Annotated in this window: 19 protein-coding genes; 7 read left to right on the top strand and 12 right to left on the bottom strand. The window is 67.5% G+C overall.

The genetic code is table 11. The features are described 5' to 3' along the window. Positions 1 to 2: 2 nt before the first annotated feature. Positions 3 to 842: a LysR family transcriptional regulator gene (locus tag ABZ319_RS01705; RefSeq protein ID WP_354984357.1), complete on the bottom strand. Its 840-nt coding sequence runs from the start codon at positions 840 to 842 to the stop codon at positions 3 to 5. 105 nt (positions 843 to 947) lie between these two features. Between ABZ319_RS01705 and ABZ319_RS01700 the strand changes: the two genes are divergently transcribed. The 3 genes from ABZ319_RS01700 (at position 948) to ABZ319_RS01690 (ending at position 3,294) form a co-directional block, all read left to right on the top strand. Beyond that, the gene (locus ABZ319_RS01700) at positions 948 to 1,673 is read left to right on the top strand and encodes an SDR family oxidoreductase (protein WP_354984356.1); all 726 of its coding nucleotides are present in this window, start codon (positions 948 to 950) and stop codon (positions 1,671 to 1,673) included. A 40-nt stretch (positions 1,674 to 1,713) separates the two neighbouring features. Then, positions 1,714 to 2,250: a MarR family transcriptional regulator gene (locus ABZ319_RS01695; RefSeq protein WP_354984355.1), complete on the top strand. Its 537-nt coding sequence runs from the start codon at positions 1,714 to 1,716 to the stop codon at positions 2,248 to 2,250. A 138-nt stretch (positions 2,251 to 2,388) separates the two neighbouring features. After that, positions 2,389 to 3,294, top strand: coding sequence for an LLM class flavin-dependent oxidoreductase (locus ABZ319_RS01690; protein ID WP_354984354.1), 906 nt, complete (start codon positions 2,389 to 2,391; stop codon positions 3,292 to 3,294). On the opposite strand, the gene ABZ319_RS01685 is transcribed toward ABZ319_RS01690, so the two are convergent. Next, entirely contained in the window at positions 3,287 to 4,243 is a 957-nt protein-coding gene (locus ABZ319_RS01685) for a LysR family transcriptional regulator (protein WP_354984353.1), read from the bottom strand. The two genes, ABZ319_RS01690 and ABZ319_RS01685, sit on opposite strands and share 8 nt — an antisense overlap. A 121-nt stretch (positions 4,244 to 4,364) precedes the next feature. Between ABZ319_RS01685 and ABZ319_RS01680 the strand changes: the two genes are divergently transcribed. Further along, entirely contained in the window at positions 4,365 to 5,624 is a 1,260-nt protein-coding gene (locus ABZ319_RS01680) for an MFS transporter (RefSeq protein WP_354984352.1), read from the top strand. Positions 5,625 to 5,668: 44 nt separating this feature from the next. Beyond that, positions 5,669 to 7,567, top strand: coding sequence for an alkyl sulfatase dimerization domain-containing protein (locus ABZ319_RS01675; RefSeq protein WP_354984351.1), 1,899 nt, complete (start codon positions 5,669 to 5,671; stop codon positions 7,565 to 7,567). Positions 7,568 to 7,670: 103 nt separating this feature from the next. Here the strand turns inward: ABZ319_RS01675 and ABZ319_RS01670 are convergent, their stop codons facing one another. Beyond that, positions 7,671 to 8,408 carry a hypothetical protein gene (locus ABZ319_RS01670; RefSeq protein ID WP_354984350.1) on the bottom strand — a complete coding sequence of 246 codons (738 nt, stop codon included), beginning with the start codon at positions 8,406 to 8,408 and terminating at the stop codon, positions 7,671 to 7,673. A 139-nt stretch (positions 8,409 to 8,547) separates the two neighbouring features. On the opposite strand from ABZ319_RS01670, the gene ABZ319_RS01665 reads away from it, so the two are divergent. Then, a complete protein-coding gene (locus ABZ319_RS01665; protein ID WP_354984349.1) occupies positions 8,548 to 9,147 on the top strand; it encodes a DUF6000 family protein in 600 nt (199 codons plus the stop codon). A gap of 37 nt (positions 9,148 to 9,184) precedes the next feature. Here ABZ319_RS01665 and ABZ319_RS01660 read toward each other — a convergent pair whose 3' ends face one another. Genes ABZ319_RS01660 through ABZ319_RS01645 form a run of 4 tightly spaced genes read right to left on the bottom strand, consistent with a single transcriptional unit; the run spans position 9,185 to position 10,240 of the window. After that, positions 9,185 to 9,391 carry a hypothetical protein gene (locus ABZ319_RS01660; protein ID WP_354984348.1) on the bottom strand — a complete coding sequence of 69 codons (207 nt, stop codon included), beginning with the start codon at positions 9,389 to 9,391 and terminating at the stop codon, positions 9,185 to 9,187. A gap of 27 nt (positions 9,392 to 9,418) precedes the next feature. After that, complete coding sequence (locus ABZ319_RS01655) at positions 9,419 to 9,667, bottom strand: Clp protease N-terminal domain-containing protein (protein ID WP_354984347.1); 249 nt, start codon at positions 9,665 to 9,667, stop codon at positions 9,419 to 9,421. Beyond that, the gene (locus ABZ319_RS01650; RefSeq protein WP_354984346.1) at positions 9,660 to 9,989 is read right to left on the bottom strand and encodes a hypothetical protein; all 330 of its coding nucleotides are present in this window, start codon (positions 9,987 to 9,989) and stop codon (positions 9,660 to 9,662) included. Before ABZ319_RS01650 ends, ABZ319_RS01655 begins: the two co-directional genes overlap by 8 nt. After that, the gene (locus tag ABZ319_RS01645) at positions 9,986 to 10,240 is read right to left on the bottom strand and encodes a MarR family transcriptional regulator (RefSeq protein WP_354984345.1); all 255 of its coding nucleotides are present in this window, start codon (positions 10,238 to 10,240) and stop codon (positions 9,986 to 9,988) included. Before ABZ319_RS01645 ends, ABZ319_RS01650 begins: the two co-directional genes overlap by 4 nt. A 256-nt stretch (positions 10,241 to 10,496) precedes the next feature. On the opposite strand from ABZ319_RS01645, the gene ABZ319_RS01640 reads away from it, so the two are divergent. Then, positions 10,497 to 11,753, top strand: coding sequence for a hypothetical protein (locus ABZ319_RS01640; protein WP_354984344.1), 1,257 nt, complete (start codon positions 10,497 to 10,499; stop codon positions 11,751 to 11,753). On the opposite strand, the gene ABZ319_RS01635 is transcribed toward ABZ319_RS01640, so the two are convergent. The 5 genes from ABZ319_RS01635 to ABZ319_RS01615 form a co-directional block, all read right to left on the bottom strand. Next, complete coding sequence (locus ABZ319_RS01635; RefSeq protein ID WP_354984343.1) at positions 11,750 to 12,400, bottom strand: HAD family hydrolase; 651 nt, start codon at positions 12,398 to 12,400, stop codon at positions 11,750 to 11,752. The two genes, ABZ319_RS01640 and ABZ319_RS01635, sit on opposite strands and share 4 nt — an antisense overlap. Positions 12,401 to 12,494: 94 nt before the next feature. After that, entirely contained in the window at positions 12,495 to 14,075 is a 1,581-nt protein-coding gene (locus ABZ319_RS01630; protein ID WP_354984342.1) for an alpha-(1->6)-mannopyranosyltransferase A, read from the bottom strand. 189 nt (positions 14,076 to 14,264) lie between these two features. Beyond that, entirely contained in the window at positions 14,265 to 15,968 is a 1,704-nt protein-coding gene (locus ABZ319_RS01625; protein ID WP_354984341.1) for a class I adenylate-forming enzyme family protein, read from the bottom strand. Positions 15,969 to 15,987: 19 nt separating this feature from the next. Beyond that, positions 15,988 to 17,253 carry a MaoC family dehydratase N-terminal domain-containing protein gene (locus tag ABZ319_RS01620; RefSeq protein ID WP_354984340.1) on the bottom strand — a complete coding sequence of 422 codons (1,266 nt, stop codon included), beginning with the start codon at positions 17,251 to 17,253 and terminating at the stop codon, positions 15,988 to 15,990. 13 nt (positions 17,254 to 17,266) lie between these two features. After that, complete coding sequence (locus ABZ319_RS01615; protein WP_354984339.1) at positions 17,267 to 18,250, bottom strand: MDR family oxidoreductase; 984 nt, start codon at positions 18,248 to 18,250, stop codon at positions 17,267 to 17,269. Positions 18,251 to 18,405: the final 155 nt, after the last annotated feature.

The following is an 18,405-nucleotide window of genomic DNA, read 5'->3' as shown; positions in this document are numbered from 1 at the left end:
GCCTAGAGGCGCGTAGCCGAACGAACCAGGTCCGCAACGGCTTTGGACCTGCTGTGCGGCGGCCAGGCGATGACGGTCGTGACCACCGGTGCGTCCGGCACGGGCACGATCGCGTGCTCGTCGCGGAGCTGGGCGCGAACCGACTCGGGCATCAGCGCGCAGGCTCGTCCGAGTGCGATCAGCTGGGTCAACTGGGTGTGGTCGCGGACCTGCGGTCCGGGGCCGTCCGGATAGCTCCCATCCCGGCGCGGCCAGCGCGGCAGGGGCAGGTCCGGCAGGTCGGTGATCTCGGCCATCGACAGGTGGGACCGGGTCGAGAGGGGATGCCCCGCGGGCAGGACCGCGACCTGCTGTTCGGTGTGCAGGTCCTCGGTATCCAGTCCGGATGTCGTGTCGTACGGCCGGTGAAGGAGCGCGACGTCGGCATGCCCGTTGCGGAGCAGGCCCTCGGGTTCGCCCGGCCCGCAGAGCATCACCTCGATGTCGATCGCGAAGGGCTCGGCGGCGTAGGCGTCCAACAGCTTCGACAGCAGTTCCCTGGACGCGCCGGCCTTGGTGGCCAGCACCACCCCGGGCCGGTCGGCGGCGGCGCGGCGGGTGCGGCGTTCGGCGGCCTCGACCGCTTCGAGTGCGAGTCGAGCCTCGCGCAACAGCACTGCTCCCGCGTCGGTCAAAGCGATGGCGCGAGTCGTGCGGTGCAGCAGGACGACTCCGAGCCGCCGTTCGAGTTGCTGAATGGCTCGCGAGAGTGGTGGTTGCGCGATCGTGAGCCGCTGGGCCGCCCGCCCGAAGTGCAACTCCTCGGCGACGGCGACGAAATAGCGCAGCTCTCGCGTTTCCACCGGGACATCGTATCCGCCCGCAACCACCATCGATACCGGTGAGGTATCAATGTTCACCCGACCGGTCTTGGACGCCGAGTCGGGGACCGCAGCAGGATCGTTTCCATGAGTGAACAGACGATTGCGCTGGTGACCGGCGCGAACAAGGGAATCGGCTACGAGATCGCCGCTGGCCTGGGCGCCCTCGGCTGGCGCGTCGGTGTGGGTGCGCGTGATCGGCAGCGCCGGGAGACCGCCGTGGAGAAGCTGCGCGCGGCGGGGGCCGACGCGTTCGCCGTGCCGCTCGACGTCACCGATGACGCGAGTGTGGCCGCGGCGGCCGAGCTGATCGCCGATCAGGCCGGCGGGCTCGATGTGCTGGTCAACAACGCGGCGATCACCGGCGGTTTCCCTCAGTCGCCGACCACGGTGGCACCCGAGACCGTGCGAGATGTCGTGGATTCCAACGTGATCGGGGTCATCAGAGTGACCAACGCGATGCTGCCGATGCTGCGCGCCTCGACCGCGCCGCGGATCGTCAACATGTCCAGCAGCGTCGGCTCGCTGACGCTGCAGACCACGCCCGGCATCGACATGGGTCCGCTGCCCGTCGCCTACCTGGCCTCGAAGACCTTCCTCAACACCCTGACCATCCAGTACGCCAAGGAACTGGCCGACACCGGCATACTGATCAACTCCGGGTGCCCCGGCTACACCGCGACGGACCTCAACGACTTCCGCGGCGTCCGGACACCGGAACAGGGTGCGGCCATTGCGATTCGGCTCGCGACATTGGCCGCCGACGGTCCGACCGGTGGGTTCTTCGACGACGCCGGTGCGGTGCCGTGGTGACGATTCCCTCGCGAAGCCGGGTATGCGCCGAAGGGGAAGCATGAAGGCCGCGTCGATCGTGCAGAATATGTCGCGCAACCAGGTAATTCGCACTACGAACTACGATATCGGTCCCATGTATCCTGGCCGGGTGAGCAAGAATTATGACGGCCATATCGGCGTGGTATCCGGGCTGGTGCGGTCGGCGTTCCTGGTAGATGCCGTCTATACGGAATCGGCTCGAGAGCACGGCATCACCATGCAGCAGGGGCAATTGCTGTGCCTGCTGATGGCGCGACCGAAGAGCATGGGAGAGCTGGGCGCGCTCCTGCGGCTGGCGAAGTCGAGCGTCACCGGCCTGGTCGAACGCACCGAGCGCAACGGGTGGGTGAGCCGGGAGCCGGATCTGCGGGACGCGCGGACGATCCGCGTCGCGCTCACGCCGGCGGGGGATCGGTTCGCCCGGAAGTTCTATGCCGAAACGTGCGCGCGGATCGAGCGATTGACCGATACCCTCGACCCCGCCGAGCGGGATGCGCTGGGTGAGCTCCTCGGCCGCGTCGTGGCGGACAACCAGGTTCCGGAACTGTTCGTGTAGTCGACAGCCGCACCTCGCCACTTGCAGTTCGTAGTACGAACTATTATGGTTCGTACTACGAACTTAATTGTTGGTTGAAGAGTGCGGGCGGTCTCCGAGAGTCGTTGAGCTACGCACTGTTTCGCGAAAGGTGCTTCCATGTCCCTACCCGATGTCACCTTCGGATTCGGCGCACACAGCGGCGTCGACGACATTCCCGACCTACTGCGTGCGGCCGAACAGGCCGACCGAGACGGGCTCGACATCTTCTCCCTGTCGGACCACCCCTACCTCGCCGACCGCGTCGACGCTTACGCCGCAATCGGTTTCGTCCTCGGCCGCACCCGGCGCATCGCGGGGATCGCCAATGTGACCAACCTGCCCACCCGTCCCGCCCCCATGCTCTCGCGCACCGTGACCTCGCTCGCTGCCCTGTCCGGCGGCCGCATCGTCCTCGGCATGGGCGCGGGCGGCCTCTGGGACCGCATCGCCGATATGGGTGTTCCGCCCCTGTCCGCTGGCGACGCCGTCGATGCCTTCGAAGAGGCGATCACACTGGTGCGCAAACTCTCCGGCGGCGGTGGGCCCGTCACACATCAGGGCCGTTTCTACCGCGTGCACAACATCGACCCCGCCGCCACGCCGGCGCCGCCGGTGTGGACCGGGTCGGTCGGCAAGAAGTCCCTGGCCGCCACCGGCCGGGTGGCCGACGGCTGGATCCCGGGCCACGCCGCCGACTGGCACAGCGACCGCTACCGCACGTCCCGCCCCATCATCGACGCCGCCGCGCTGGAGGTCGGCCGCGATCCCGGCGAGATCCGCACCGTCTACAACCTCCCCGGCATCATCACCGACCAGCCGCTACCCGACACACGCGACCCCGAAGGCCGTTGGCTCGGCGGTTCCCCGGCCCAGTGGATAGCGGAATTGACCGAGGCCGTACTGCACCATGGCGCAGGAGGTTTCACGCTCTTCTCACCCTCGGGCGGTATGCAGGACTCCCGTTCCCTCGCTGTCTGGGCGCAGGAAATCGCCCCCGCCGTACGGACTGCGATCGTCAAGTAGCGGTCTGTCGGTCGGCTGCCTTCGCCCATGCCGGTAGCCACGTTCCGCGATCGGGTTCGCTCGCTCGCCGGGACCGCAGGTGATCGCGGAGCGCGGGGAGACCCGGGTGGGGATTGTCGGCCCGCCAGATGATCGATATGGGGTAGATCGGTGTCGGGTTGTGGATCGGGACGCGTCGTAGGTCGTAGCTGTCCGGCCAGAGGTAGCGCGAACCGGCGCCGATGAGTGTAGACAGGCCGGCTGAGGCGGAGATTTCTTCCAGCACAGACTCTTTGGCGAAGACCGGGCCGCCGCGGTCGATGGTGAAGCCGAAGGTGCCGGCGAATTCGGCGTAGTAGTCGGCCACCTCGCCGTGGGCCGGCAGGCCGGGCACCCAGATTCGGTGCCCGGCCAACCGCGCGGGTGTGATCGCGGGACCCGCACCGAGGGGATGGCGCGGGCCGGTGAGTAGCTGGTGGGGCTCGTCGACGGCGCGGGCCGTGCGAATCGTCGGGGGAAGAGGGTGGTGGGCCGGGACCGCGTGGAAGGTGGCGTCGATCGTTCCCGCGTCCACGGCGGCCACCGCGGCGTCGAGGTCGGCGTCCATGAGCGTGACGACGTCCAGTTCGATCGTGGGGTGGGTGCGATGGAAATCGTGCAGGGCATCCGCCGAAACGATGCGGCGGGCAACCACATCGACGCGCAGGGGGCGATTACCGGGACGTACGGACGCGTCGGCGCGGTGGACGGCGTCGAGTACCGCGCGGGCGTGGGGCAGGAACGTCCGGCCGTCGGCCGTGAGCTCGACGCCCCGGGGCGTGCGGGCGAACAGGCGCACGTTCAAGTGCTTCTCCAGGGCGGCAACGCGTTTGGACACCGCCTGCTGAGTGATCGCCAGCTCGGCCGCGGCCTCCTGGAACTGTCCCACCTCCGCGGCGGTGACGAAGGTGCGTACGGCGTCGAGATCCACCACGCAGAACCTACCCGTACAACCGATGGTTGTGGCTCGCCGAGCGCGCGGTTGTTTGATCGCGGACCCGCGGAATTGCTTTGATCTCGGCGTTCGACAGCGAAGGCGGGAGGTGGCGCGGGTGGTCGGTGGACGAGATCTGGGGCGGCGGTTCGGATGGTTGTGGGCGGCCTACGCGGTCAGTGCCTACGGATCCGGGCTCGGCTTCGGTGCGTTGCCGCTGATCGCGGTGCTGGTGCTGGACGCGAGCGTGCTGCAGGTGTCGGTGCTGTCCGCCGTGGGGCCGGCGGTGGGCGCGCTGATCGCGTTGCCGCTGGGCCCGTGGGTGGAGTTCCGGCGCAAGCGACCGGTGATGATCGCGATGGACTTCACGCGGTTCGCCGCGATGCTGACGATCCCGGTCGCGTACGCCGTCGGCAGGTTGAGTTTCACGCAGCTGCTGATCGTGGCGGCGGTGGTCGCCGCCGCCAAGATCGTGTTCGGAGCGGCGAGTGGGGCCTACCTGAAAAGCCTTGTCCGGCGGGAAGATCTGCTGGTCGCCAATGCGCGGTTCGAGTCGACGACGTGGAGTTCGATTGCGATCGGACCACCCCTGGGCGGTGCGGCGATCGGACTCCTCGGACCGGTGATCACCGTGGCGGCCGACGCCCTGAGCTACCTGCTCTCCGCGCTCGGGGTCATGGCGATCGGCGGCGGCGAGCGAGCGCCGGAGCGGAGCGGCAAGCCCGGACTGCGCGCAGCCGATGTGCTCGAGGGCTGGCGGCACCTGCTCACCCATCGCGGCCTGCGCGCGCTCTACCTGAACCAACTCTTGGTCAGCGGCTCGATCATGGCGACCGAACCCGTGCTGGCCGTGTTGATGCTCCGCGATCTCGGCTTCGCGCCCTGGCAGTACGCCCTGGCCTTCGCCGCCCCCTGCGTCGGCGGACTGATCGGCTCACGTCTCGCCCGCCGCGTCGTAGCGCGCTACGGCCAACAGCGAGTCCTGCAGCTGTTCGGTGCATTTCGCGCGGTATGGCTGATCGGTCTGGCCCTGGTCCACCCCGGCGTCTCCGGTCTCGCGACCGTGATCCTCATCGAACTGGCGATCATCGTCGGCATGAGCCTGTACAACCCCGTGCTGGCGACCTACCGGCTCGAGAACACCCCCGATGCCCTGGTGACCCGCACACTGTCGGCCTGGTCGATCGGCAGCGGCGCCACCATCGCCGCGCTCGGCGCACTGAGCGGGTTGCTCGCGAGCCTGACCGGTCCGCGCACGGTCCTCGTGGTCGCTGGTCTCCTGGTCCTGCTGAGCCCGTTGTCGCTCCCTCGGGGCCGCGACGCCTCCGGCTCGGTTTCACCCCGTTCGGGTGACTCTCCGGTAGCCGTTCGACGCTAGGTTCGGCCCGTCGGACATGAAAGCTTCCCGTGAACGGAGTCAGCATGTGCTACCAGCCCAAGGCCGCCACCGCGCAGACCGCGCAGGTCAACCGGGACGCGGCCGCGCTCTACGACCTCGCGAACACGCAGGACTTCACCGATTCGCGGCGCGGGCTGATTGCCGAGTTGCCCGGAAACGTCGTCCGGGAGGACGGCGGGGTGGTTTTCGATCCCCAGGACTTCGCGTGGATCAGGGACGAGGACGCCGCACCGGACACGGTGAACCCGAGCCTGTGGCGGCAGAGCCAGATCATTCGCCACGGTGGGCTGTACAAGATCGCGGACGGGCTCTACCAGGTCCGGAACAACGACATCGCCAACCTGACGATGGTCGAGGGCGAGGACGGTCTCATCGTCATCGACTGCATGGCCGGGGTGGAATCCGCACGCCAGGGCATGGATCTGATTCGCGAGCACGTCAGCGACAAGCCGGTCGCCGCGGTGATCTACACCCACACCCATATCGACCACTACGGCGGCGTGAAGGGCGTGGTCGATCCCGAGGACGTCGCCTCGGGGAAGGTGCCGATCATCGCGCCCGGGCGCCAGTTCGACAAGTTCGCCCTCGGGGAGAACGTCATCGCCGGAAACGCCATGGCCCGGCGCAGCTTCTACGCCTTCGGCGGACTGCTCGATCTGAATGCCCAGGGCCACATCACCTGCGGCCTGGGCATCGTGAGCACGGCCGGCCCCACGATCTCCTACATCTCACCCACGGATCTGATCACCGAGACCGGCGTCCGCCGCGAGATCGCGGGTATCGAGTTCGAGTTCCTCTATGCCCCCGACACCGAGGCTCCGGAGGAAATTCACATCTGGATCCCGCAGCTCAAGGCCCTGACCTGCGCGGAGAATGCCAACCACTCGCTGCACAACATCCAGACGTTGCGCGGTGCGCGGACACGCGACGCCCGCAACTTCGCCCGCTACCTGGACGAAACCCTCGAGCGCTGGGGCGATGAGGCCGAGGTGCATTACGGACCGCACACCTGGCCCGTGTGGGGCAACGAGCAGGTGACGGGCTTCATCGCCGCCCAGCGCGATGCCTACAAATACATTCACGACCAGGCGCTGCGTCTGGCGAACAAGGGCTACACCCCGCTCGAGGCCGCCGAGGTGATCGAGCTGCCCGAGGAGTTGCGCCGGACCTGGGCCAACCGCGGCTACCACGGCACCCTGCATCACGATGTGCGCGCGGTGTTCCACAAAGAACTGGGCATGTGGGACGGCGACCCGGTGTCGCTGCACCCGCACCCGCCGGTCGACTCCGCGCGGCGTTTCGTCGAATTCGCCGGCGCCGACGCGATTCTCGCCGAAGGCAAACGCGCGTTCGACGCCGGCGACTACCGGTGGGCCACCGAGATCCTGCACAAACTGGTCTTCGCCGACCCCGACAACACCGCCGCCCGCGAACTACAGGCCGACGCCTACGAACAGATGGGCTACCAGGCCGAAGGCCCCCAGTGGCGCGGCATCTTCCTCAGCGCCGCAAAGGAATTACGCCTCGGCGTCCAACCCCCGCCCTACGTGACCGCGAGCCAGGACACGATCCTGGCGATGCCGGTGGACCTGCTGCTCGACTTCCTCGCGGTCCAGATAATCGGCGATCAGGCGGTAGCCTCCGACATCACGATCAACCTGAACTTCACCGACGTCGCCGAGGAATGGACGCTGTGGATCCGGCGCGGGGTCCTCAACGCACGTCGCGGAAAAGCCGCCGATGCGCGTCTGACGGTGACCGGCCCGAAACAGGCGCTGACCGGGGTGCTGTTGAAACCGGCCGTGGCGGACAAACTTTCGTCGGAGAAGGTCATCCAACTCGACGGCGACTCGTCCGTGCTGAAGGAAATGGCCGCGGTCCTGGACACGTTCGAGCCGACGTTTCCGATGGTGACTCCCTGATCCGGCTCCGGTGCGCCGCGGCCTTGTGATCCGGGTGGGTGGGGAATGCAGATTCACGCTGCGGCGTCGCTCGGTTGCGGTACGGCAGGGTGGTCGATGATGTTCAGGCAACAGCCCTGCCCAGCCAGTGCCGGGCGCGAGGATCGATCCGCTGCCCGATGATGGCCGAGACCTGTTCGAGCAATGCCGGTTGGATCTCGATCCCCACTGCTCGCGGCCCCGGATCACCCGTGATGGGCAGGACACGGGAGATCAGGTCGTCATTGATCTGCTGAATCCGGCGGTCGACGACCTCGCCGACGGGCGATCCACCGTCGTTGTAGGTGCTGATCAACTCCCACACCAATGGCGCATCGGTGGGCTGGAGAAAGGTGTCGCACAGGCGGCACCCGATCGAACCCGGGAAGATCGTGTGCCGGTCGCACAGGTCGACGAGGTACGGCCGCGGCGCGACAGTCCAGTCCCCGAAACCGGAGTCGGTCGCCGCACCAGGGTCGAACGTGGTGAGCATCCGCGTGAACGCACCGAGGATGTGGTCGATCGCCGGGGTGTAGTGCAGCTTCTGCCACCCCGTGCGATGGTTCGCTCGGTCGAGCATTTCGATGAAGAAGTCCTGCTCACTTCGGTGTTCGTGTGTCCACGGCACCTCAGCCAGGTCGAAACCGCCCGTCCCGCGGCCATATCGGACCAGGTCGCAGAAGTGCAGCACCAGGTTCCGCTGCCACGCCGTGCTCGCGATCGACGATCCGGCCAGCGCGATCACGTCGCAGAACACGTCGGTGCCGCCGTTCGTCATGTAGACGTCAAGACCCACCGAATCCGCGCTGAAATGGTTGCCCACGGCATCGACCTTACCGGCGTTGATCCTTCCGACACCTCGCGGCGCTGTCGGCGAAATATATTGTCGTGCAGAAGGTCTGGGTGCAATCCGGCACGTCACGTCGCCGAATCTGTCTGGTGTTCGTCACGGCGGCGATGAGATGAGCGGTAAGAATGTTCCTGTGAGCATCCGACTTCCAACCACACCGGACGAACTCGAACTCGTCCAGCGGTGGGTGGTGGCCGATCTCCGCAAGCCCGGTCGGTACATGCGGCTCAAAGGCATCGTTCCGCTATTGGACCGGCCCGAGCAAGCTCGGTTCGAAGCCGACCTGGCCAGAGATGCCCGTCAGATCAGCGACGACGAGCTGTGCACCTTGCTCGAGCTGGACTGGCGGGCACAGCTCACCGCGGTCTGGTTGATCGGTCTCGACAAGCGGTCCCGGTTTCGAGCGAAGCTCGAGAAGATCCTGACCCGCGACGAGATCGCTCCCGACCGAGCCTGCTTTCTGGCGTTCGTCCGCTTCGGTGAATCCGCGGACGCCGACATCCTGGTCGCCTACCTGGAGAGTGGGTCGCCGACCGTCGCCCGCCGCGCGTCTACCAGAGAGTTCGCGTTCGACGCGCTGACTGTCCTCGACGACCAACTCGGCACCGGCCACTCGAGAGTGTTTTCGGGACCTGTACCCCGCCCAATCGCTCACGAATGTTGCAGGTGCACAGGTCCTGGAGTTCGAGCGTCCGATCAGCCTGCTGCGTGATTTCGCCGATCGCATTATGGCTACGTCGTCGACGCCGTCACCGTGTGACCGCTAGAAGCAGCACCTCCACCCAGATGACGGGCTTGGTGATCTGGGGTCTGTTCTGGGGTGTGAATTCCGGCCCGCAGGATGTGCCGGCGGCCGAGGTGTCGTTGCCGATCGTGAGCACGCCGGCGAAGGCCAGCACGATCACGGCGAAGATCGAAAAGCGTTGGGGTGATGGGGATGTGGAGCGAATGCGCATGATCCGATCGCTTGTGAGTGGAGCGGGTCAGAGTCGGGCGGGCGGCGGGGTGGGGGTGCACCGTTTGGCCAGCTCGGCCAGGCGGGCGAAGAGGATGTCCGGTTCCATCCCGAGCGCGTGCAGCCGATCGACAGGGATCCTGGCCGGGTGCCGCAGCAGGGCGAAGAGCACATGCTCGGTTCCGGTTTGGGCGTCACCTGCGGCGTCCGCGATGGAATCGGCGGACGCCAAGAGCGCCACAAGATCCGGTGCCCCGGCGATGTCGGTCTCAGGCATGAGTGGCTACCTCATTCGATGATCGGTGTCGGGGATAGGTGCGATGTGGGTCGACGGTGATGATGTCGGCGACGGCCAAGATGAGGTCCGGGATTCGGCTGTCGAAGTGATCGAGGCTGGGCACGATCACCGCGTCCGCATCTCGGTCGCACACAGCGGCAATCACGCACTGAATGTGGGTGTCGGTGTACGGGCCGAGCGCGATGGTCTTGGCGAGCGTGTAGCCCAATCGTCTGGCCAGGCTGCGGATCTGGATCTCGTCCCAGTCCTGACGTGCACCGGATTCGTCGGTGCGCAGGTAGCCGATAGCGGCGGGGGTCATGACGCGATCGAAGGGAAATCGAGGACGGCGCGGCCGGTCGGGGTGTCGACGTACAGCTTCCCGCGCGCGGTGAGAGCCCAAGCGTCTCCGTGCAATCCGGGATTGCTGGTGGCGAGCCCCCGGCCGCGGAGAGCCTGGGCGCCCTTGCGGACGCGGTCGGCGGACAGGTCGGTGTGGCGGGCGATTTGATCGACGGTGAGGTGACCGCCCGGTGCGAGTGCGGACAGGACGCGTGCCTCGATCGTGGTCATGGCTCTGACCCTTCGGCTGTTGTGTGGTGTGGTTGTGCCCTGGTACCGGAGCGCCGCCGACCGGATCGAAGTGTGGCTACGAACTGTGGTCGGCGACGCCGTTCCCGCTGCGGCGGATTTGGCTGCGGTACTTGGGGAGCTGTCCCAACGATCTCACTACTCGATGTCCTCCTGAAAGGGTTCCAATAGGACATCGATAGGACATTTTCTGTCCGCATGGGGACATCTAACGTTGGGATCGAGCTACGATGAGGACATGCAGTCGAAGCTACGCGCCGCGCGATTAGCACTCGGTTATCAGTCGCAGAAGGCACTGGCAGCCGCGCTGAATCGGAAGGCCCAGGACATGGGTCTCCGTATCTCGGTCGATCCACGCTCTGTTCGGCGGTGGGAGTCTCCCGAGTCCCCATGGCCTCAGCCCGACCATGCGGCCGCCCTGGAGGCGCTACTCGGACGTCCGTTATCCGAGCTGGGATTCAGCCCGGCCCGAGGATCTGCCGCCGCAGACCCTGCCTACTCGACCTCCAGCGGACCCCGCGAGACATGGGCTGCTCGTCACGCAGGCACCTCGGCGAGTGCATTGCCGCAGTCGATCGCGACCGACTTCATGTCCTCCACAGCGGCGCACCGCCGCATGTACTGGTCAGTTCCGGCAGCACGGCTGCAACGCCTTGTTTCGGAGCACGCGGCGCTCGGCTGGGATCTGCTGCACCAAGTCCCAGGCGCGGCCAAACCCCTTATGGCACGGGCGGTAGCGGAATCGAGCCTCCTCGCTGGCCGTCTGGAGTTCTTCGATCTCCAGCAGCCGGACCTTTCGCAGCCGAGTTTCGAGCTCGCTCATCGCGCCGCGTTCGAGGCCGATGATTCGTTGCTCGGCAGTGCGATTCAGGCACACATGGCCTTCGCGCCCGCCTTCTCCGGTGACCCGGACCAGGCCGAACTTGCGCGCGACAAGCTGAGAAGCGCTCGCACGTTCGCGCGACGGGGTGACGCGAGTTTCGAGATGCTGGCATGGCTCGATGCCGTCGAGGCGGAAGTCGAGACCCGGGCCGGTGATACGCAGCGGGCACTTGCCCTCCTGCAGCACGCCGAGGATACCTACGCACAGTACGACCCGGAAACGGACGCCAGTCCGCCATGGCTCGACTGGTTCTCACCTGCCAGGCTCGCAGGCTTCCGAGGCAACACGCAGCTGATCGCGGGACAGAGTGCGGCCGCACGGGAGACGCTCGAACGCGCCCTTGCCGGGCTGCCCGGCGATGCGTTGAAACAGCGTGCGATCTACCACGCCGACCTCGCCGCGGTCGCGGTGCTCGATCGAGATCCCACCACCGCATGCATCGACCTGGAAAAGGCGCTGGAGCTTCTGGGTCAGCATTGGTACGCGACCGCCATGGATCGCGTGAAGTCGGTGCGCCAGTCCCTGCGGGAATGGGATGTCCTGCCGCAGGTTCGAGCTCTTGATGATCAGCTGTACAGCTGGCACACCACGATCAAATCGCTGGCGCGCTAACCGTTCTCTGCCGCAGTGATTTTCGGCAGTTCGTTGAGGTCGTGGATCTTCCAATCCGACAGGTCCGCGACCTCGGGCGCGTCACGCTGGATCCAACCCCACGGACCGCGCTGAATGAACGCCGTTCGCATGCCTGCCTTCTTCGCGGGCGCGAGGTCATTGTCCAGGCGGTCGCCGACGTAGACGATCTCGTGCGGCTCACCGGGGGAGACCTCGGCTACCTTTTCGAAGAAGGCCACCTTCGGCTTCTCGATTCCCCAATCGTCCGACGTGGCAATGAAATCGGTCGGCAGGTCGAGCGAGCGCAGGATCTTCCCGGAGCGCAACGTCTGGTTTCCCACGATGCCCACCCATACGCCCTGCTCCCGCAGTGCTGAGAGCGCCGGCCGAACGTCCGGGTACAGGTCATCCTCGCCGTACGTCTCGGGCTTGCCGGCCGCGGCCCGCGCTTCTCGCTCTTCAGCGAGATCGAATCCGGGCTTGAAGACCTGGAATGCCTCGCGGTAGTCCCTACCCTGAGCGATGGTGGCACCGAAGATGCTGATGAAGGTGTGCCGCGGTACGCCGAGCCAATCGGCCCAGGTCCCGTACTCCCGGGTTTCGTCCACCAGGGTCTCGCCCACATCGAACACCACGCTGCGAATCACGGGCACACGGTACCTCGAGCCTGGTGAGGGTCGCGCTCGTCGGAGGCTGTGGAACTGGGGCGATGGTTGTCCGTGGGCGTTTGGCACCGGGCTTTCATCGCGCCCCCGACGCCGCCGCTCGGTCGCGACTCGCGGGTGGAGGCGAACCCAGGCGTAGCGGATCGACCGTGCGGAGCGATAGGGCCGCGACCACCGCCGCGCACGTCGCGGCGAGCACGTGCGCGGGGTTGTAGAGGCCGTGGTTTCCGTCCGGGTTGAAGATCAGCATCAGCCAGGTGCACAGGCCCACCAGCACCGTCAGGGTCGTGGTGCGCAGGGTGAAGGCGGCGGCCAGGGCCAGGGGCCAGGAGTAGTACCAGGGGAGTGCGGCGGGGGACAGGACGATGATGGCGACGAAGGCTATCGCTATGCCCTGCACGGCCTCTCGTTCGCTGTGGCGGAACCGCCACCACGTCCAGGCGAGCAATGCGGCTAGTCCGAGCATGCACAGTGCCCGGAGCGGGTCGAGCCAGCCATCGAGGCGCAGCGGAGTCGTCCAGGTGATGACATCGCGAATCAGCGTCGGGAGCGACAGCCATTGCACGATCTTCTTCGACCCGGACAGCGCGGTCAGCCAGCCGACACCCACGCCCGCGAGCAGGGACGCCGCGGCGAACACCGCCGCGAAAACCAGCAGGCCCAGCCCCGCAATTTTCGCGAACACGGTCGCCGGGTGCGGTGCCGGCGGGGTTTCGACCGCCGCGCGATCATCCGACCCGTCCGACTGTTCGGCGGCGCGCCTCTCCTTCTCGTGCAGCATCCAGATCCACACCAGGAAGGGCAGCGCGATGCCGGCCGTCGCCTTGATGGCCACTCCTATGGCGACCACGACGATCCCCGCGACGTGACGCCGTTCCAGCACCAGCGCGATGCCGGCGCACATCAGGCCGACCATCAGCATCTCGTTGTGCACGCCGCCGAGCAGGTGGATCAGAACCAGCGGATTGAGCACCGCGAGCCAGAGCGCGACCGTCGGCCGGCCGCCGAGATGTTTGGTCAGGTACGGCACCGCCCACATCATCAGCGCGAGTCCGGGCAGCATGACCAGGCGCAACCCGATGGTGCCCGCGACCACGCTGTCGCCCGTGACCGCGGTGACGCCGCGCGCGAGGAGCAGGAAGATGGGGCCGTAGGGCGCGGTGGTGGTGGTCCAGACCGGGCTCACATTGTCGAGCAGGACACCGGGATTGGCGACCGGCCCGACGGCATACGGGTCGAAGCCGTCACGCAGCAGGGCGCCCTGGGCAAGGTAGGAGTAGGCGTCGCGACTGAACAACGGCGCGGCGAACAGCAGGGGGAAGACCCAGATGCCGACGATGGCCCGCAGCTCGTTCAGGGTCACGCCGACGCCGATCGTGGTGCGGCCCAGCCGGACCCACGAGGCGATCATCAGCAGCACGCCGACCCACACGACCATCGAGGACAGCACGTAGCCGTGCCCGAACCGCAGCCAGGACAGGTGCAGCTCCTCCAGCAGCGGGTCGTGCACGCGGGTCGCCCCCGCCCCGAGCCCGCCGAGCGCGATCATGATCGCGCCGAGGAACCCCGCCAGCGCCTGATGGCCTTCCGGGCTCCGGGCGAAGTCCGCCGCAACGCCGATCCCAGCACGAATCCCGGAACCTGCTCGGTCTGCCATTTCCCGGTCCCCCTGTCGCCGGGGCATGACGCTACCGCTTCGGTCGCGGAACGGTAAGCGGCAGCGTCGCTTCAGGTCGGGCGACGCGGTCGGGATTCTCGGCGCCGACAGCCTCGAACGTGACGTGTGGGCCACCTCCGAGCCGTCGAGGCAGCTCCAGGTCGCGGTGCGAACACGGGATGCCGCGAATCAGGCGCGCAGGCGCTCGCCCGCCAATTCGCGGAGGTCCGCAGTCTTGATCTTGGCGCTGCCGGTCAGCTCGAAGTCGGTGTCGGCGAAGAACAAGACCTCGCGGGGGACCTTGTAGCTGGCCAGACGTTCGCGAAGGAACGCGTGAAGGTCCTCGGGGGTCGGGGACGTGTCCGGATGGGGGATGACGCAGGCCACTACCAGCTCGCCGAGGGTCTCGTGCGGGACGCCTACCGTGCGGGCCACTTTGACCAGCGGGTGTGCGGTCAGGGCCTCGTCTATCTCCAGGGGGGAGACGTTCGCGCCGCCGGTTTTGATGATGTCGGTCAGGCGGCCTTCCCAGTGGAGACGGCCGGCGTCGTCCAGATAGCCGCCGTCGCCGGTGCGGAAGAAGCCCTCGGCGTCGAGGGTCTCGTCGAGCGGCGTTCCCAGGTAGCCGAGCATCAGGGTCGGGCCCTTGATGCCGATCTCGCCGCTCTCGCCCCGGGACAGGATCGCCCCGGTGAGCGGATCGACGATCTTGACGGTTACGCCGGGGAGGGGTTCGCCGCTGCTGCCCGCGATCACGTCGTCGGGCGTATTGGCCGGGAAACATGTTGTGATCGTGAAGGTTTCAGTGCTGCCGTACGCGGCCCCGGGCTCGGTGTACGTGGTCGATACCGTGGGATGGGTGGCGGCGGGCAGGGAGCGGTCCACGTAGCGCAGGGTGCTCAGATCCGTAGCGGCCCAGTTCGGGGCGGCTTCCAATTGCGCCCACTGGTGCGGCCACGCCACGGGGAAGGTGACGCGCTCGGACTGCATCAGGGCGAGCGCCTCGGGGGCGTCGAAAGTGGGTTGCAGGACCAGGGAACCGCCCGCGGCCAGGGTCGCGCCCAGGGCCATGCCGAAGTTGCCGGACCAGAAGAAGCCGTTGGCGGTCCAGCAGCGGACCGTGTCGTCGGGGCCGAAGCCGTACATGCGGCGGAAGCGCCACATCTGGACCGCGACACCGCGATGCGCGCTGCGGATGCCCTTGGGTTTGCTGGTCGTGCCGGAGGAGAAGAACACCACGGCGGTGTCGCTCGGGGTCACCGCGGCCGCGGTCGCCTCGACGAGCTCGGCCGGTTCGGACCAGCCGCGCGCCAGGAACCCAGCCCAGCCTTCGATGACTCCGCCGCGCACCGGCTCCCCGATCATCGAAAGATGCCGCAGGAAAGGATATTCGGCCGACCGCAGCTCGCCGGGGGTCGAGAAGCCGATGGCGGGTTCGAGTTCGGTCAACACGGCCGCGAAATCCCTTTTCGCCACGGTCCGTTCGAACAACAGCACCGACACCCCGGACACGCGGAGCAGGTGATCCAGTTCCGACGGTGTGGAGAACGTGCTCAGGGTGACCGCCACCCCGCCCGCCATGCCGATCCCGAACACCGCCGCCAGCCATTCGGGCCGGTTGGTCATGAGCACCCCGACCCGGCTGTCCTTACCGACCCCGCAGGCGCGCAGCGCCCGCGCGACCATCGTGGCGCGCTCCCGCAACTCGGTGTACGTCCAGCGGGTCACCCCGTCCGGTGCGTGGAAAACCAAAGCCTCACGGTCGCCGTACTTCTCGGCGACCTCGGCGAGGAAGCCGGGCAGGGTCAGCGGGCCCAGGCCAGGTTCCTCGGCGAGGGGCGGCCCCGTCGCGATCGCGGCCCGGGTGGTCACATCGGGGGTCTGGGTGCTCATGGCGGTCCGTTTCGCTCGGTCAGTACGGCAGTTCGACCTCGGCGGTGCAGTCCACGAGCACCCCGGAGTCCTGATTGGTGAGCCGGACCCGCACCTGCACCAGGGGCACACCCCAGACCGAAGCCGGTTCCTTGCCGATGATCTCGGCGTCGAAGTAGGTCACATCGCCTTCGAAGGCGGGCAGGCGGAAGTCGGCCTTGGTGTGGCGCACCATGCCGTCGTGGCCCGCCCAGTAGGACAGGTAGTCGGTGCACCAGGCGCCCATGGTCGCGCCGTAACCGTAGGCCCGGGCCATGCCGACCTCGTCGGCCTTGTCACCGTCGATGTGCCCGCGTGAGGGCCCGACGTACAGGCCGTCGCGTTTGCGCGGATCGATCCGCGCGCCCTCTTCGTCGAAGCCGAACCCCTCGGTCCAGCCCGGATCCTGGTTGATCCACGGATCGGCCAGCCCCGGGGGAGCGGTCCAGTGGAACGTGCCCCAGATGTTGAACAGGAAGGCGCGGTACTCGGTGGTGAAGGACGCGATGCTGTGCGGGCCGATCACCCGGCGCGGCAGCTTGTCCCCGACCTGCACCTCGTCGAAATGCGGTGAGACACCGGCCCGATTGGACATCAGCCAGTCGTGGCGCAGCTGTTCGACCTCGAGCAGTTCGGCGGTGGTCCACTTCTTCAGCTCGCCGTACTGGTTGTTGTAGAACCCGCGCTTGCGGGCCTCCTCGGCCAGATACCGCACCGCGGTGGACCGTTCGCGCGCCACCAGCACCCCGTGCTGATTGGTGTGCACGGTGTCCCCGCGCGAGAGCATCGTCGGCCCGGCGAACTTGGACTCCACGATCTTGTAGTCGTGAAAACGCCGCTCCTGCAACAGTTTGTCCCCGGGACGGACCGGGCAGCCGTAGAACCACCACTCCTCGCCGCCGAAGATCAGATGGCTGCCGGGGATGCGGCCCACGCAGGCGGGCTGCGCGCCGTGCCCGTAATCGAGTGCGACGGCGATGGATTGGGGCGCGACGATCCCGCCGAAGCGGGTTTCGCGGGCGTACTCCTCGTCCCAGTGCAGCGGGTTGGCGTAGTCCATCGCCATCACCCAGCGCCGGATGTCGGAGGAGCTGCACGGATCCCACAGTTGCCCGCCGCCGACCGGCTTGCCGACCCGGTGATCGACATCGGACAGGTCCAGGGTCACCGGCTGCGCCGCGGATGTCGAACCGTTGGTGGCCTTGCGCGCCGACCCGTTCTTCTTGGCGGCCGCCGACTTCTTCGTCGCGGTTGCTTTGTCACTCATCGACGATTCCCGTTCAGTTGTTCACGTCGACGACGAGGCGACCGCGCACGGTCCCGTCGATCAGGGTGCCGGCGGCGTCGATCGCGGCGCCGAGGGTGATGTCCCGTGCGATCGCGTCGATGGCGTCGGCGTCCAGATCCCGGGCCAGACGCGCCCAGGCGTCGAGGCGGCGCGGCTTGGGCGCCATGACGCTGTCCACGCCCAGCAGCGCGACCCCGCGCAGGATGAGCGGCGCGACCGAGCCGGGCAGATCCATGCCCTGGGCCAGACCGCACGCCGCCACCGCGCCGCCGTAGCGGGTCTGGGCGGCGGCATTGACCAGCGCGTGGCTGCCGAGGGTGTCGATCGCGCCCGCCCAGCGCTCCTTCTGCAGCGGTTTGCCCGCCGCGGTGAGTTCGGCGCGGTCGATGATCGTGCTCGCGCCCAGGCCCTTCAGATACGCGGCCTCGCCGGGCTTTCCGGTGGCGGCCGCGACCCCGAAGCCGGCCTTGCTCAGCAGCGCGATGGCCACGCTGCCGACGCCGCCGGTCGCACCCGTCACCAGCACCTCGCCCTGGTCGGGGGTGATGCCGTGGGCGAGCAGCGCGTCCACGCACAGGCTCGCGGTGTATCCGGCGGTGCCGATGGCCATGGCCTGGCGGGCGCTGAACTCGGCCGGGCGGGGCACCAGCCAATCGCCGTTGAGCCGGGCGCGCTGGGACAGGCCGCCCCAGTGGGATTCCCCGACGCCCCAGCCGTTCAGGACAACGGCGTCGCCGATGGACCAGTCCGCGTGGTCGCTGGTGGTGACCACGCCCGCCAGGTCGATGCCCGGGACCATCGGGAACTTGCGCACCACCGGGGATTTACCCGTAATGGCAAGGGCGTCTTTGTAGTTGAGCGTGGAGTACTCCACGGTGACGGTGACGTCGCCGGCGGGCAGCGCGGTGTCGTCCAGTTCGGTCAGCGCGACCTGAGGGCCCGCGTCGCCCTTCTCGATGAGGATTGCCGAGAACATTCGGAGCGAATTCCTTCCCCGGCCCGGAAGCGCGAGCCGACGCGTGCACAATTGGAGAATAGCATTCTCCAATATTGGAACGGATGTTTCCATGCACCTGTGACGGTGTCAACAGATTGCTTCCGATGACACCTGTGATGTGTTCGAAAATGTTG

This window comes from Nocardia sp. NPDC005978 (assembly GCF_040614455.1).
GTDB lineage: Bacteria > Actinomycetota > Actinomycetes > Mycobacteriales > Mycobacteriaceae > Nocardia.
This window is presented reverse-complemented; position numbering and strand designations above follow the sequence as displayed.

Coding starts and splice junctions, on each gene's coding strand:
- ABZ319_RS01665 (WP_354984349.1), top strand. CDS start 8,548: ATGAGCGGTAAGAATGTTCCTGTGAGCATCCGACTTCCAACCACACCG.
- ABZ319_RS01615 (WP_354984339.1), bottom strand. CDS start 18,250: ATGTTCTCGGCAATCCTCATCGAGAAGGGCGACGCGGGCCCTCAGGTC.
- ABZ319_RS01655 (WP_354984347.1), bottom strand. CDS start 9,667: ATGCCTGAGACCGACATCGCCGGGGCACCGGATCTTGTGGCGCTCTTG.
- ABZ319_RS01695 (WP_354984355.1), top strand. CDS start 1,714: ATGAAGGCCGCGTCGATCGTGCAGAATATGTCGCGCAACCAGGTAATT.
- ABZ319_RS01700 (WP_354984356.1), top strand. CDS start 948: ATGAGTGAACAGACGATTGCGCTGGTGACCGGCGCGAACAAGGGAATC.
- ABZ319_RS01640 (WP_354984344.1), top strand. CDS start 10,497: ATGCAGTCGAAGCTACGCGCCGCGCGATTAGCACTCGGTTATCAGTCG.
- ABZ319_RS01620 (WP_354984340.1), bottom strand. CDS start 17,253: ATGAGTGACAAAGCAACCGCGACGAAGAAGTCGGCGGCCGCCAAGAAG.
- ABZ319_RS01650 (WP_354984346.1), bottom strand. CDS start 9,989: ATGACCCCCGCCGCTATCGGCTACCTGCGCACCGACGAATCCGGTGCA.
- ABZ319_RS01645 (WP_354984345.1), bottom strand. CDS start 10,240: ATGACCACGATCGAGGCACGCGTCCTGTCCGCACTCGCACCGGGCGGT.
- ABZ319_RS01630 (WP_354984342.1), bottom strand. CDS start 14,075: ATGGCAGACCGAGCAGGTTCCGGGATTCGTGCTGGGATCGGCGTTGCG.
- ABZ319_RS01690 (WP_354984354.1), top strand. CDS start 2,389: ATGTCCCTACCCGATGTCACCTTCGGATTCGGCGCACACAGCGGCGTC.
- ABZ319_RS01675 (WP_354984351.1), top strand. CDS start 5,669: ATGTGCTACCAGCCCAAGGCCGCCACCGCGCAGACCGCGCAGGTCAAC.
- ABZ319_RS01625 (WP_354984341.1), bottom strand. CDS start 15,968: ATGAGCACCCAGACCCCCGATGTGACCACCCGGGCCGCGATCGCGACG.
- ABZ319_RS01660 (WP_354984348.1), bottom strand. CDS start 9,391: ATGCGCATTCGCTCCACATCCCCATCACCCCAACGCTTTTCGATCTTC.